General features: G+C 58.6%; 14 protein-coding genes and 1 tRNA gene. 8 read left to right on the forward strand and 7 right to left on the reverse strand.

Annotation, left to right across the window (positions count from 1 at the left end; translation table 11 throughout):
- Positions 1–55 precede the first annotated feature (55 nt).
- The gene (locus I2H81_RS02095; RefSeq protein ID WP_195644339.1) at positions 56–2,002 is read right to left on the reverse strand and encodes a DUF2207 domain-containing protein; all 1,947 of its coding nucleotides are present in this window, start codon (positions 2,000–2,002) and stop codon (positions 56–58) included.
- A gap of 513 nt (positions 2,003–2,515) precedes the next feature.
- Here I2H81_RS02095 and gluQRS point away from each other — a divergent pair.
- Positions 2,516–3,706, forward strand: coding sequence for a tRNA glutamyl-Q(34) synthetase GluQRS (gene gluQRS, locus I2H81_RS02100; protein WP_324253198.1), 1,191 nt, complete (start codon positions 2,516–2,518; stop codon positions 3,704–3,706).
- Between the two features lie 51 nt (positions 3,707–3,757).
- Here the strand turns inward: gluQRS and I2H81_RS02105 are convergent, their stop codons facing one another.
- Positions 3,758–4,483: a metallophosphoesterase family protein gene (locus I2H81_RS02105; protein WP_195644340.1), complete on the reverse strand. Its 726-nt coding sequence runs from the start codon at positions 4,481–4,483 to the stop codon at positions 3,758–3,760.
- A gap of 85 nt (positions 4,484–4,568) precedes the next feature.
- Positions 4,569–4,808 (reverse strand): hypothetical protein, encoded by a 240-nt coding sequence (locus tag I2H81_RS02110; protein WP_195644341.1) that lies wholly within the window; start codon positions 4,806–4,808, stop codon positions 4,569–4,571.
- A 201-nt stretch (positions 4,809–5,009) separates the two neighbouring features.
- On the opposite strand from I2H81_RS02110, the gene I2H81_RS02115 reads away from it, so the two are divergent.
- The gene (locus tag I2H81_RS02115; RefSeq protein ID WP_195644342.1) at positions 5,010–7,616 is read left to right on the forward strand and encodes a DUF3427 domain-containing protein; all 2,607 of its coding nucleotides are present in this window, start codon (positions 5,010–5,012) and stop codon (positions 7,614–7,616) included.
- Complete coding sequence (locus I2H81_RS02120) at positions 7,603–7,887, forward strand: DUF3427 domain-containing protein (RefSeq protein WP_195644343.1); 285 nt, start codon at positions 7,603–7,605, stop codon at positions 7,885–7,887. Before I2H81_RS02115 ends, I2H81_RS02120 begins: the two co-directional genes overlap by 14 nt.
- Positions 7,888–7,925: 38 nt before the next feature.
- Here I2H81_RS02120 and I2H81_RS02125 read toward each other — a convergent pair whose 3' ends face one another.
- Positions 7,926–8,321 carry a (deoxy)nucleoside triphosphate pyrophosphohydrolase gene (locus tag I2H81_RS02125; RefSeq protein WP_195644344.1) on the reverse strand — a complete coding sequence of 132 codons (396 nt, stop codon included), beginning with the start codon at positions 8,319–8,321 and terminating at the stop codon, positions 7,926–7,928.
- Between the two features lie 97 nt (positions 8,322–8,418).
- A complete protein-coding gene (locus tag I2H81_RS02130; RefSeq protein ID WP_267489981.1) occupies positions 8,419–9,066 on the reverse strand; it encodes a type IV toxin-antitoxin system AbiEi family antitoxin domain-containing protein in 648 nt (215 codons plus the stop codon).
- A 491-nt stretch (positions 9,067–9,557) separates the two neighbouring features.
- On the opposite strand from I2H81_RS02130, the gene I2H81_RS02135 reads away from it, so the two are divergent.
- Genes I2H81_RS02135 through I2H81_RS02145 form a run of 3 tightly spaced genes read left to right on the forward strand, consistent with a single transcriptional unit; the run spans position 9,558 to position 12,174 of the window.
- The gene (locus I2H81_RS02135) at positions 9,558–10,100 is read left to right on the forward strand and encodes a UBA domain-containing protein (protein ID WP_195644346.1); all 543 of its coding nucleotides are present in this window, start codon (positions 9,558–9,560) and stop codon (positions 10,098–10,100) included.
- An 18-nt stretch (positions 10,101–10,118) separates the two neighbouring features.
- Positions 10,119–10,895, forward strand: coding sequence for a response regulator transcription factor (locus tag I2H81_RS02140; protein ID WP_195644347.1), 777 nt, complete (start codon positions 10,119–10,121; stop codon positions 10,893–10,895).
- Positions 10,879–12,174 carry a sensor histidine kinase gene (locus I2H81_RS02145; protein ID WP_195644348.1) on the forward strand — a complete coding sequence of 432 codons (1,296 nt, stop codon included), beginning with the start codon at positions 10,879–10,881 and terminating at the stop codon, positions 12,172–12,174. Before I2H81_RS02140 ends, I2H81_RS02145 begins: the two co-directional genes overlap by 17 nt.
- Positions 12,175–12,468: 294 nt before the next feature.
- On the opposite strand, the gene I2H81_RS02150 is transcribed toward I2H81_RS02145, so the two are convergent.
- Together I2H81_RS02150 and I2H81_RS02155 are read right to left on the reverse strand one after the other, a co-directional pair.
- Complete coding sequence (locus I2H81_RS02150) at positions 12,469–12,843, reverse strand: VOC family protein (protein WP_195644349.1); 375 nt, start codon at positions 12,841–12,843, stop codon at positions 12,469–12,471.
- Positions 12,844–12,854: 11 nt separating this feature from the next.
- Positions 12,855–13,142 carry a PTS sugar transporter subunit IIB gene (locus I2H81_RS02155; protein ID WP_117640417.1) on the reverse strand — a complete coding sequence of 96 codons (288 nt, stop codon included), beginning with the start codon at positions 13,140–13,142 and terminating at the stop codon, positions 12,855–12,857.
- A gap of 163 nt (positions 13,143–13,305) precedes the next feature.
- On the opposite strand from I2H81_RS02155, the gene I2H81_RS02160 reads away from it, so the two are divergent.
- Together I2H81_RS02160 and I2H81_RS02165 are read left to right on the forward strand one after the other, a co-directional pair.
- Entirely contained in the window at positions 13,306–13,929 is a 624-nt protein-coding gene (locus tag I2H81_RS02160) for a hypothetical protein (protein WP_195644350.1), read from the forward strand.
- A gap of 31 nt (positions 13,930–13,960) precedes the next feature.
- A tRNA-Leu gene (locus tag I2H81_RS02165) sits at positions 13,961–14,045 on the forward strand.
- The last annotated feature ends 144 nt before the right edge of the window (positions 14,046–14,189 follow it).

The following is a 14,189-nucleotide window of genomic DNA, read 5'->3' on the forward strand; positions in this document are numbered from 1 at the left end:
GGATGGATCTTCCCTGGCAACCGCCCAGAAAGGTCCACCCCAAAGCAAGCGCTCGCTAGAACGTTCCGCCGCCGCCTCCGCCGACGCCGCCGCCTCCGCCGCCCGAGAAGCCGCCGCCGCTGCCGCCGCTCGAGCTATCGGAGCTCGAAGCCAGCTCGCGAATGGTCTCGTGGTACACATCGTTGAACGAATCGAGCGGGGACTCGTTGCCGTAGTGATGGTAATACCACCAGTAGCAGGGGTAATTATCGTAGAAGTCGTCGCTGTTGCGCAGGTCCGCAGGCACGGCCTCGGCCAGCTGTCGCAGCACTTCTTTCGAAACGCCCAGGGCAACGCCCATCACCAGCAGCCTGTTCCACAAGATCAGGTCGCTGGGGACGGCCTCCTTCAGGCGCGTAAAGTCCTCGAGCCAATGCTTGAGCGCCTTGCAGCGAGCCGCCACCTCGGCGCCCTCCGGCGTGTAGCGACGGAAGGTGCAGCTCAGGACAAAGCCCACGATGGTGACGGGGATCGAGATCATAGCGGCACCGACATTGGCATCCGCAAAGTCGGTATAGAACAGAGAACCCAAAATACCACAGACAATGATGATGCCGAGAACCAAGCCGGCAACTAGGGCGATGGTGCCGTCCGAGGCGATAAGCTCGCGCGTCTCCAGCTTGCCCTTAACCGTGCTTTGATAGTCCTCGAGCTTGTCGCCAACAGATTCAGTACGCTCGCTGGCATACTCCTCCAGCTCGCTAAACGTGCGCGAACGGACGCCGTCTTTATCGGGCTTAACGCCGGCGAAGAAGACCTTGAGCACATCGCGATCGATGCCGTCCTTCTTGGCAGCCTTCCAGGCCTCGTCGGTCACTGTGATGCGATACGTCTGCTCCTCTTTTTCGCGACGGAGCAGGCCCTTCTTCTTGGTCTCGGTCGCTTCTTCCAGTTTGATCACGCGGTCGTCGGTGAGCTTCATAAGCGTGGCGATATATGCCTGATCGGGCACGTCGTTCCAGCTCATGAGAGCCGCAAGCACCGCGGGATGGTCGGCCGAGGGCACATCGCGGAAGTACTCGTCCTGGAAGAGCGGCTTGGGCTTGGGCCTGCGCAGCTTAAGCATCACGATCACACCGGTATAGGCAACCGCCACGACAACACACACCACGGCAATCGCGCCGGCAACCGCACGCGCGTGCTCACGGCGAGCGTTGGCCTCGTCGGCCCATTCCTTCTCTTCGCTCAGAATCGTCGACATGCGCTTTTCTCCCGAGACGGCAAGCTGCGGCACCCAGTCGCTGGGGAAGGCGATGCGTGCCTCGGCGAATTCGCCCTCATGCACGCAGGGAATGGTATAGGTGACCGTGGGCTCGTCCGCATCGAGCGACACGTCGCCCGTCAGCGGGCCGTGGCCCCATGCGCGGAAGTTATCGCCCTTGACGGCAGCCGTCCCGGCAGCGGCATTTGCAAAGTAGACTTCCATCTCGACGTCATCGGAGTCCGCAGACCAGCCGTCACCCACAAATTTCCAGTAGAGCTCGGCGGTATCGGCCCAGTTCATAACCGCACCGGTCATGGAATAACTCACGTAGTAGATTGCGCTGTCGCCGCTCTCGTGGGGGCTGAACACCTTAATCTTTACGCCGTCGTCGGACTGATCCACCGTGTAAACGCCGTCGTCGCCTTTGTTTGCGCTGTCGACCTTGTTAAACGCAGCGTCGTCTTCCTCGACACTCAGCACATTGACGACCACCGAGCCGCCTTGCTGGTTAGAGCCTGTATTGATATCCCAATACACGCCGTTGATGTCATCGTCGAAATCGAACTGGCGTCCCTCGACAACGGTCAGCGAGCCATCGGCCTCAACCGTGGCACCGATATAGGTTTGGCTCATGGAGTAGCCGTCGGCGTGCGCGACGGCAGGCAGCAGCAACAACGCAAGCGCGACGAGTGCGCAGACGGAAGCGAACCGCGCAAACAGGCGGCGCTGCCGACAGGGCTGGGCAACGGGGGCGTTCATAGGCACATCCTTTGTCTGTGGTACCAGTAGCGTCATTGTCCCACGTTTGCGGGTTCATGTGACGAACATCTAGGTCAGCGGAGCGTCAAAACGGGACAAAAGTCACGCCCGCCGCCGGCACCTGGGGACGTTCCTTATCTGCCGGCAATCTGGGACACTCCTTGGCATAGCCCGCTCCGGCAATAGATACCACTTCATAGCTCCATCACAGGTGTAGCGGCTTTGTGTGGGCGCGGCATGCGCTGATTGAGCCGCCAGTTGAGGGGCATAAAGCAGTTGAGCGAAAACGGTTTGCCCCTTTGCCGTTCGCTCGAGGATCATGTCCCCCTTTTCCGCGGAAACCCCGGCAGTTGCGAAGAGCTGCCGGGGTTTCTGTCGTTTGAGGGGTTGAAGGGACTGAGCTTGGGGCGGTAATCGAGGTGTTGAGTCGGTGCCCGCCGCGCACAACACGCGACATCGGCAACTTGCGAGCATCGACGACGCCTCACCTCACCCCGCGCTATACTCGTCCGCATGGACATCAACGCACGCAACATAGCAACGCCCGCCGTGGCCACGTCGACGGCGACCAACAGCAAGCCCGACCCCGCCCCCGCCCCCGTCGTGGGGCGCTTTGCCCCGTCGCCCTCGGGCCGCATGCACCTGGGCAACGTGTTCAGCTGCCTGTGTGCGTGGCTTTCGGCCCGCAGCCAGGGCGGCAGCATCGTGTTGCGCATCGAAGACCTGGACGATCGCTGCAAGCGCCCGGAACTTGCCGCTCAATTGATTGACGACCTGGCCTGGCTGGGGCTGGAGTGGGACGAAGGCCCCTACTATCAGCACGATCGCCTAGACCTGTACGAGAGCGCCCTGCGCCAGTTGCAATACGCCGGCCTCACCTATCCCTGCTTTTGCACACGCGCCGAGCTCCACGCCGCGAGTGCACCGCACGCGAGCGACGGCACGCCCATCTACCGTGGCGCCTGCCGAAGTCTTTCGGCCGAGGAGGTTGCCCGCCGCAGCATCCTGCGCGCCCCAGCCACGCGTCTGTGCGTGCCCACCGTCGATGACCTCGCAGACGACGTGATCGAATTCGTGGACCGCACGTACGGCGCCCAATGCGAGGCACTCGCTACCGAGTGCGGCGATTTTTTGGTGCGCCGCAGCGACGGCGTGTTTGCCTATCAGCTAGCCGTGGTGGTCGACGACGCCGCCATGGGTATTACCGAGATCGTACGCGGATGCGACCTGCTTGGCTCCACGCCGCGCCAAATCTATCTGCAGCATCTGCTGGGACTGCCCACGCCGCACTACGCGCACATCCCGCTACTCATGGCACCGGACGGCCGCCGCCTTTCCAAACGAGACCGCGATCTGGACTTGGGCGAACTCCGCGCCCGCTTTGGCACATCCGAGGCACTGTTGGGCTGGCTCGCCGGGCAAACAGGCATCGCGCCGGACACCACGCCGCGTACCGCCGAGCAATTGGTCGAGCACTTTAGCTGGGATATTATCCGCGCGCACCGGGAAAACATCGTTATGGATGAAAGGACAAACATGCAACAGACGGCAGCCCGCCCTGACGAGCGCCTCAATAGCGACATTGCCAAAGTATCAACAACTCATCTTTCACCAGAGGAGTTCGATGCGTTTTGCGAGATACTTGACTCCCCCATGCCTGAAGCTACGAAAACGTTACTCGAGCGCAAGTCAGCTTGGGAGTAAACCCCTTAGCAAGCCGGTTTTGGTTCGTCACGAAGCCCAAACGCCCCGCCCCTACGCAACATCCCAGGGCTGGAGTTCGTCGCCCAGGCGAACGATGCAGTCGTAGAGCACGGTATGGCGCTCGGCCGGGTTGGCATCCCGATGAAAATGCCCGTAGTACCAGCGCTTGTAGTCCAAGCGGTCTTCCAGCTCATCGAAAAATGCCGTAAGCCGATCGACAGCGGGGTAATTCCAGCCAGGCGCCGGATAGAGCGTGGGCGAGAGCATGCGCGTTGAGCAGGTGTGGGTGATCACGTAGTCGACCTTCCAGCCCACGCTATCGAGCTTGGCCCGCGCTTCCTCAAAGCTGCGCTCACTCGGCAGCTCATGCGGCCACCAGCTGGAATACGGAATGCGGTATTCCTTGTCCACGCTCGTGGCACCGCCCATGGTAAAGATCGTTGAGCCGTCGAGCTCAAAAACCTCGCCGCGCGTCAGGCGGCGGATGGACGAAGTATCCGACAGGCGCTGCGTCAGCCCGCCGTGCCACGGCTCCATGGGGCGCTCCGCCCAATGGTCGTAGCGCTCGTGGTTGCCGTCGACAAACAGCACGGTATAGGGGCGCGACTCCAGCCAAGCGATGTCGGCACATTCCTCGGCAGAGAAATCCCACGGAAAGCCAAAGTCGCCGGCAATGATGAGATAGTCGTCGCTCGTCAGGCTTTCCCCAAGATCCCAATCGCGCAGCTTTTGCATGTCGAGGCCGCCGTGAATATCGCCCGTCACATAGACCGTCATCGGATCACCACTTCCCTGTAAGTCGCTAGTCCACATTCTGCACGATCACTAAGCCAACCGTTCCAGCCCTTCCATCCCTTAGGGCTTACCCCTCGTTCTTCCATCCAAACGGGTCAAACACCCAAAAGACCAGATCGAGCACGCCGCCGGTCGCCATGGCGCCGGCAAGGGCTATGCAAACGTGCAGGGAACTGGCACTTCGAAGCACGTCGAATGGCCCCAGAACAGCCAGCAGCGCGACCGCTGCGCCGGCAAGGCACAACGCGAGGCACGGCCCCGCGTCCTTGACGCACCTCTTTGCGAGATGCTTGGTGTTGTCGCTCATCGGTATCAAACTCCTTAGAGGGTCGTTGTTCAGATGCATGCCGCCGCGGCGGAGCATGGTGGCAGGGTAAGTGTCGCATGTCGTGCGGACACGTCCGAAAGCTCGCGCCAAACCGCCAATCTTAATCGTCATACGCCCAAAATACGAACGATCGATCTGTTATCCTGGCGCCAACATAGTCTTTCGAAAGGTTTGGCCGGGATGACTACGCAGCAGCAGATTGATATTGAATTCGACTCGCTCGCACGCGAGAACGATTCACCCAAGCTCATCGCCAACTCGAAGGCGACAGGCGGAACACTACTATCCGTTATCAAGGAGCAGCTCTCAACCTGCAGCTCTTTTGACTTTTGCGTAGCGTTTGTTGCAGACGGCGGCCTGCAGATTCTGGTCGAAGCATTTCAAGAACTCAAACGGCGTGGCATCAAGGGCAGGCTGCTCACGTCCACCTATCTCAATTTCAACTCACCCGATGCCTTTCGCAAGCTCCTGGAATACGACAACATAGAAGTTCGCGTATTCCAGGGTAATTTGCATGCCAAGGGATACATTTTTGATAAGGGCGAAACCAGCACGGTCATCGTCGGCAGCTCGAACATGACGCAGACCGCCCTCACCTGCAATAAAGAATGGAACGTGCTGTACCAGACCGTTGAAAACAGCCGCTTGCTCGGAGAGCTTAGAGGTGAGTTCAATTCGCTGTGGAGTGACGCCTCGACTGTTGCGCTTTCCCAAGACTGGATTGAGAACTATGCCGCATATCGATCGGCGCGTCCGCCAAAGCCCAAATCGAAACCGACGTTCCAGGCAGCTGTTAGCCCAACCACGAACGACCTCGAAGAAATCAAGCCCAATAAAATGCAGCAGCGCGCCCTTGAGGCGCTCGGTGCAATCCACCGCAAGGGCGAGACTCGCGCCCTGCTGGTCTCGGCAACAGGCACTGGCAAGACCTTCCTTTCGGCGTTCGATGTGCTCGCAACTAAACCCCGGCGCGTCCTCTTTCTTGCGCACCGCCGGCGCATTATCGACGCTTCCCGTGCAAGCTACGAACGGCTCTTAGGTAGTACCTATATGTTCGACACCTATCAAACTGGCAAGAATACAAGCGATGCTACCTGTGTGTTTGCCATGTGTTCTTCGGTCGCCAAACATCTGAGCGATTTCCGTCCCGATGAGTTCGACTACATCGTCATCGACGAGGCCCACCGCACGGGATCTCAGGGCTACCAATCCATCATGTCGCACTTTACGCCTCGGTTTTATCTGGGCATGACCGCTACACCCAATCGCACCGACGGCTATGACGTCTTTGCCCTTTTCAATCACGTCATCGCATTCCAGATCACGCTGCAGGACGCTTTGTCCGAGGAGATGCTAGCCCCCTTCCATTATTTTGGCATTCACGATCTGGAGATTGACGATGAGACGGTCGAAAATACCGCCCTGTTCGGGCGCTTAACGTCCGACGAGCGTGTGCGTCACATCACCGAGAAGATCGAAGAATATAGCGTCACCAAAAGCAGCCGCAGGGGCTTAATTTTCTGCAATCGAAACGCCGAGGCCAAAGAACTGTCGCGCAAATTCAACGCTCTCGGATATCGAACGGCTGCGATTAGCGGTCAAGATCCCGATGAAGTCCGCGATGCCGTTATCAGCCGACTTGAAGCCGGCGAGCTCGAGTATATTTTCTCGGTCGATATCATGAACGAAGGCGTCGACATCCCCTCGCTCAATCAGATCATCATGCTTCGACGCACCGACTCCGCAATCATCTTTATTCAACAGCTCGGACGAGGTTTGCGTCTGAATGATGGTAAGGAATACGCGCTGGTGCTCGACTTTATTGGCAACTACCAGAGCAACTTCTTGGTGCCCATCGCGCTTTCGGGTGACAAAACGTACAACAAAGATCGCCTGCGTCGACTCGTCCAAGAGGGCGATTCGACGATCCCCGGATGCTCGACCGTGAGCTTCGATCGTATTTCCGAGGCACGCATCTACAAGGCCATCGATGGCGGCGATTTCACCTCCGTCAGGTTTTTGAAAAACGAATATCTCGACTTGCGCCAGAAACTCGGCAAAATTCCCTCGCTGCTCGAATTTGATCGTAACGGCTCCATCGATCCGCTGCTTATCTTCAAGAATAGCGGCCTGGGGTCCTACCACGCATTTCTATCCAAATACGAGCCGGACTACACGGTTCAATTTTCCTCTGATCAAACCAAAATTCTCAAATTTATTTCTCAAAAGCTCGCCGCGGGCAAGCGTTTCGAAGACCTCTATTTGCTTCAAACGCTCGTCGAAGCCGGACACGAGGGCTACCGGCATATGCGCGAGGCTGCGCTTAGGAACTACCACACACAGCTTAAGGACAGCGCCGTTAGGTCGGCAATCACAGTCCTTAAGGGCGACTTTGCCACTCCCAAGGATTTCGTTTCCCTGCTTATTGACGATGGATGCGGACCTCGTCTGACCGAAGCGTTTGCGACCGCTCTGCGCAACGTAGAGTTCAAGCGTCAGATTCTCGAGGTGCTGGATTTTGGCATTGCGCGTAACCGACTCGACTATGCCGAGACGTACCAAAACACAAATTTCGTTCTCAACGCCAAGTACACGTACGAAGAAGTTTGCCGCTTGATGAACTGGGAAAAGAACATCAACGGCCAAAATCTTGGCGGCTACTTCTACGACGAGAAGACCAATACATTCCCCGTGTTTATTAACTATGACAAGGCACCCGACATTAGTGAGTCAATTCAGTATGAAGACCGCTTTGTTTCGCCGAGTAAGCTAGTTGCATATCTCTAAGAACAATCGCACGCTCAACTCCCCCGAGATTCAGCGACTGCAGGCATGGCCGGGCAACGGGCTAAAGACGTATTTGTTTATGCGCAAGAACAAGGACGATAAGGGTGGCAAGGAATTTTACTTCCTAGGCGAAATGCATCCGACTGGCGAGTTCAAAACTATTAAAACTAAGAGCGGCGACAACGCCGTCGAAATCGAATATGAACTCAATGCGCCCGTGCGCCAGGACATTTACGAGTTTATGCTCAGCGATCTGAGTGAAGCCGAGTAAAAAAAGGAGCGAGTCGTCATGTGGCGCCCGCTCCTTTTTTACTTAAGCCCGAGCTTTTTTTCGAGCTCCTTGACGACTTTAACGTCCGCCGGAAGCCAGTCGACATTCCACAGGTTATTGGTATCGAGCCACTTCATATCCTCGTGGGCGTGCTCTTTGAACTCGCCCGAAAGGATGCTTGCTAGATAGCACTGCATCGACAGATGAAACGTCTCGTAATCGTGCTCAACCGTGCACAAATGCTCGAGGTTGCCAATCGTGACCTCGAGTTCTTCCTGAATTTCGCGCACGATCGCTTGCTCGCCCGTTTCGCCCGGCTCGAGCTTTCCACCCGGAAACTCCCAGCCGTCTTTAAACTCGCCATAACCGCGCTGGCAGCTCAGGATTTTCCCGTCCTTCTGAATAATCGCTGCTGCAACATTGATTGATTTCATAACCAGTTATCACCTCTCCAGTTGAGCCCAACCAGTATAGGTGATCGACACAGGCCTGCGCTGCGGAACGCCATAAGAGTCAGCTTGCATATTCACACTACCCGTTCAGTACCATCAGCAAAGGCCTCATCAGCTCGCGTCGTTTGGCGGTTTTAGAGTTCTCTTCTACAAGACCTCTCAGCCGCTGCGTATCGAGCCCACGTCCAAGAGCATCGTGATAGGCATCGATAATTAATGAGGGGTCCTCGCAATCGAGACAAAGATCAACAAGCGTGCGCTCGGGTTTAGTTACCGGCAGGCCGTCGAGCCAAACGATATCCCGCTCGGCAATCTCGCGCTTTACAAAAGAAAGGGATTCGTTTCTTGTGTTGATACGCATGGGCGCGGTCATCCTATAGGGGGACAGATAGAAATCGCCTATTTGCTGTAGGTTCGCCGCCGTCGTACCGCTCACGGCGATGCCATCCCACCGGCGTTTTCTCTCCCACGCGCAAAGGGAGGGATTGGTGAGCTTCCAAAAAGCGTTGAGCTCGTCGGTGTCTCGGCGCTGTGTCCCAGACATCCGGTAGGCGCCGTGGCATATCCGTTCAAGACGTCCCGCACGACATGAGTGTGCCAGCGCATCTCGAGAGATGTCCATGCGAGCCGCCTGAGCTGTGGTGAACACGCCCTCGCTCTCGGAGAGCTCGCTTATCGCCGTTATGTTGCTAAAGTACTTTATGTTGCGATTGTAGGATATTTTCATACTTTTGCAACGTGGTTTTGATCCATGCGATCCATACGCTTTTCTTATCCCATTTCTGCCGCCGGCTTGTTACCGGCTCACCATCCCCAGCTATCGAGGTCTAATACTTTTCCGGAAAAGTGAGCGTCTGTTTTTGGACCCCTGAAGCATCCGCATTTTTCGTCGGCAAAATCGCAGGATTCCAGTATCGAAACCGCAGGAAACGGCACCTTTAAAGTGTCGATGCTTCGGGGGTCCGATTTAGCTCGTTCACTTCTCGGAAAAGTATTAGACCTCGCTGCTAGCCACCTAGAAGGGCACCTCTCCCTTCCTCACTGCCACCCAAAAACTCATCCAACATTAATCTTGGCTCAAGAATCGCTTAATCTATAACCTGCACTATAGAGTTCGACCAAGGGCGGGGCGGCACCGCGCAACGCAGGCCGCCGAACGCAACGCTCGCGCCCGGGCAGATCGCCCGGCGTCGCGCCCATCGAACGAAAGGACAGGTCATGGACGACCTCGAAAAAGTTGAAACCATCCGCACCAAGTGCAACGTGAGTTACACCGATGCCAAGGCGGCGCTCGACGCTGCCGACGGCAACGTTTTGGATGCCATCATTTGGCTCGAGTCGCAGGGCAAGACCCAGACCACATCGGCGCATGCCGCCACCGAGTCCGCGCCAGTCGATGAACCCTCGGCCGAAATGGTCGCCGCGCAGGCGGCCTATGAGAAGTCGAGCGAAAAGACCGACTTCTCCAAGAAGATGGATAGCGTGTGGGGGTACCTCAAAAAGCTCTTCCGCCTGAGTCTGGACACCAAGTTTATCGCCACGCGCCGCGATGCGATCATCCTCAACATCCCCATCCTGATCCCCATCGTCGCGCTGTTTGCCTGGGGCGCCACGATATGGCTGATGTTGATTGGCCTGTTCTTTGGCATGCGCTACCGCATCGACAGCGACGGCGACGTGCCCGGCAGTATCAACAACCTTATGGATAGCGCTGCCAACGCCGCGGACGACATCAAGCAAAATCTCAACGACGACAAGTAATCGCAGACGGGGGCACGCATGGCACGGATCCTGATCGTAGAGGACGAAGAGAAAATCGCCCGCTTTGTGACGCTCGAGCTGGAGCACGAAGGCTACCAGGTGAAGCACGCCGGCGATGGCCGCACCGCCGTGGATCTGGCGCTGGAGCGCGACTACGATCTGATTCTGCTCGATGTACTGTTGCCGCAGCTCAACGGCATGGAGGTGCTGCGGCGCATACGCAAGCACAAGGATGTGCCGGTGATCATGGTCACCGCGCGCGATGCCGTGATGGACAAGGTGGCCGGGCTCGATGCCGGCGCCGATGATTACCTGACCAAGCCGTTTGCGATTGAGGAGCTGTTCGCACGGATCCGCGTGGCGCTGAAGCGCGCTGAGGCCATACGGGCGGCTTCGGGCGCGGTCGGCACCGGTGCCGGGGCGGGCGCTACGGGTGCCGGTACCGCCGCGACGTCCCCGGCTGGCGACTCGGCCAAGACCTCTGCCTCGCCCTCCCCCGCCACGCTCGCCGTGGGCTCGGTTGCGCTCGACCCCGACCGCCGCGAAGTTACGGTCGGTGGCTCGCCCATCGCGCTCACGGCTCGCGAGTTCGATGTCCTCGCCCTGCTTATAGCACACGCCGGCACCGTGCTCACGCGTGAGCGTATCGCGCACGAGGCGCTGGGCTACGAATACGTGGGCGACACCAACAACGTCGATGTGCACATCGCGCACCTGCGTGCCAAGATCGAAGACGCCGGCGGTGCCCGCATCATCCAGACCGTGCGCGGGGTGGGCTATGTCTGCCGCGTGTAACGCCGAGGCCAAGCGCGTCACCTCCATCGCCCGCGCCATCAACAGGAGCTATATGTGGCGCCGCCTGGCGAGCTACATCTGGCTCGACCTGTGGCTGCTGGTTGCTGCGGCAGCGATCCTCGTCTATGGCTACAACCAGACGCTGCCCGATGGCGCGTTTACCGCGGGATGGATCCCTGGCGGCGCCGTTCACGGCATGTCGCTGACGCCCGCGCGCGGCTGGGACCTGACAACGCTCACCTATACTGTCGAACTTGCGCGTACCACCAAGACTTTCCCCCTCGCACAGGACCTCGTCACGCTATGGCCTCTCTGCCTTGTCGTTGCAGGCTGGCAAGCTATCAGCGTGCTCAACATGCTCGGCGGCGCCCGACGTGTGCGCCGCACCATGGCGCCGCTCAACGACCTGGCTCTGCGCGTAGACAAGCTCGGCCGCGCGCAGCTCTCCGGCGGCAAGATGGAAACACTGGAGCAGGCCATCGAGCGCGCAAGCGTCGACTCGCCGAGCGTCACTACCGGCGACGCCGACCTGGCAAGCATCGAGGTTGCACTCAACCGCCTACTGCGCCAGATGCAAGAGGCCAAGCTGCAGCAGATGCGCTTTGTCAACGATGCGAGTCACGAGCTGCGCACGCCCATCGCGGTGATTCAGGGCTACGTGAACATGCTCGACCGCTGGGGCAAAAACGACCCGGACGTGCTGGCAGAGTCCATCGCCTCGCTCAAGGCCGAAAGCGAGCACATGCAAGAGCTCGTGGAGCAGCTGCTGTTTTTGGCGCGCGGCGATGCCGGGCGCACGGTCCTGCGGCGTGCGAATACCAACCTGGCCGCACTGGTCGGCGAGGTATGCGAGGAATCGCAGATGATCGATGCCGGGCACACATATCGGCTGGCGTACGATGCCGCACTTACCAGCGACCCGCGCTGCGACGCGCCCGTCGACGTGGCGCTCGTGAAGCAGACCCTGCGCGTGATCGTGCAAAACGCCGCCAAGTATTCAGGTGCGGGCACATCCATCAGATTTGGCGTAGCGCCGGATACGGGCACGGGCGCAATCGACATAAGCGTCGAGGATGAGGGCATCGGCATGAACCAGGAATCCGCAGCTCACGCGTTTGAACGGTTCTATCGCGCCGACAACGCGCGCGATGCCGGCGCGCAGGGCTCGGGTCTGGGGCTTGCCATTGCCAAGTGGATCGTCGATAGCCATGGCGGTGTCATTGGCGTGACCTCGGTCGAAGGCGTCGGCAGCCGCTTTACGATTCGCCTGCCGCGGTAGGGGCGTCTCTCACGAATCGAAGGTGAATGCTTTTCCGCGAAGTGAACGACCTATTTTGGACCCCCGAAGCATCCGCACTTTTTAGCGCCAAAACCGCAGGAAAAACCTGACAAAACCGCAGGAAACGGTGCCTTCAAAGTGTCGATGCTCCAGGGGTTCGATTTCACTCGTTCACTTCGCGGAAAGCCATTCACCTTCGTTTTACGGCAGCCCGTCAGTCACCCTCTCGGCATTAAAAATGGGGCAAGGCCACACGCCTTGCCCCATTTTTCGTTAGCTATGACAGCTTATGCGCTACTCGCGGCACAGGTGCACGGCGAAGCCGGCGAACTCGCGCTTAAAGTACACGAGCTTGGTGCCTCCGTCGGGCAGCAGCACGCGCGACTCCTCGTTGACCTCGAGCCCGCGCTCGGCAAACCACTTCTCGGCCGCATCGATGTCGTTAACGGCAAAGCCGATGTGGCCCTTGGTGCCACGACCGTTCTGCTTCATGATCTCGACCAGCGAATCGTTAAAGTACGAAACCGGGGTCTCGATAACGGGCAGGCCCATCATCGTCGAGAACAGCTCCGCGATCTCCAGGGCATCTGCCGGGTCGGTGGCGTTAATGCCCACATGGGCAACGCACATGCCAAAGAGCTCGACCGGATTGGCGTTCTGCTCACTCATACAGGCAGCGCCTACTGAGCCATGACGTCGAGGACGGCCTTCTCGGCAGCGACGCGGTTCATGCCGGTCATGAAGGGCACGCCGCTCACGTACGGGCAGGTGAGGCCCTCGGGGGCAACGGTGGTGGCGATCAGCAGATCGGCGCCCTCGTCGCAAGCGTCCTTGGCCTCGGAAATGGCGCACTGCACGATCTCGTACTTGTCAGCGTAACCGTTGGCGTCGAGCAGGGTGGCGACCTTCTGGGCAACGAGCGTGGAAGTAGCAGCACCAGCACCGCAAGCCAAAACGATCTTCTTCATAGGTAATGTCTCCCTTCATGGTTTACTTTAGGTAAGTGTACCGCAGAGAGCGATGGCGCTCAGCCTCGATGAGCTTTTATGCCAGTTTGCTTGCGCGCTGCGTATAATACATCTAGTACGTGTTGTCATACCGCTCGCTTTACGAGCGACTAAGGACCCTAACATGCCCGATTCCCGCACACTTTGGACCGCCGTCGTTATCATCTGCATCGCCGTGTCGGTGTTCTTTAGCGTCAAAAAACGCACCACGTTCAAGCGTCTGCAGCAGCTTATGGCTGCCAAGCAGTGGGACGAGTTCGACCGTTTGCTCGACGCCAAACTCACCGGCATGCTGTACCCGCGCTACAACCGCGACTACCTGCGTCTGAACTCCTATCTGCTGCGCGAGGACCACGAGCGCGCCAGCGAGATGTTCGACCTGCTGCTGGGACTCAACCTGCCCAAAATGCAGCGCGTCGACCTGGTGATCAAAGCTTTTAACTACTACGTTGGCCAGGAAGACCGCAAAAAGTCCAAGGAGTTGCTGCACGAGATCAAAGGCTTTGAGGGCGGCCAGGCCGAGGCAGTCGCGCACGAATGCCAACTGATGTACGACACGATGATCCTCAAGCGCCACAACGACATTCCCGAGCTGGAGCGCATGCTCAAGGAAGCCGGTGACGACAAGGTCAAGAGCTGCCGCCTGGAGTATCTGCTGGCGCTGCAGTACCAAAACAAGGGCGACGAGGCCAAGTTCCAAGAGTTCCTCGAGAAGTCGGGCCAACACTCGATGGCCGTCAACGCGTAACGGACGGCTTGTGCTAGACTTCTAGTCTCACGGGGGCGTGGCGGAATTGGCATACGCAGGAGACTTAAAATCTCTCGCCGCAAGGATTGTGGGTTCGAGTCCCACCGCCCCTACCATTTGGCTTTTACGGGCCCGTGCCCCCTGGGGATGCGGGCTTGTTTCTTTTGGACGCCGTCAACTGCAGAGCAGATAATTTGGGACGGGGCTTTTTTGACAGCCCATATCAACCCAAGGACTGTCCCCAGGTGCCGGCAGAAAAG

The organism is Collinsella aerofaciens (genome assembly GCF_015561195.1).
Taxonomy (GTDB): domain Bacteria; phylum Actinomycetota; class Coriobacteriia; order Coriobacteriales; family Coriobacteriaceae; genus Collinsella; species Collinsella aerofaciens_AC.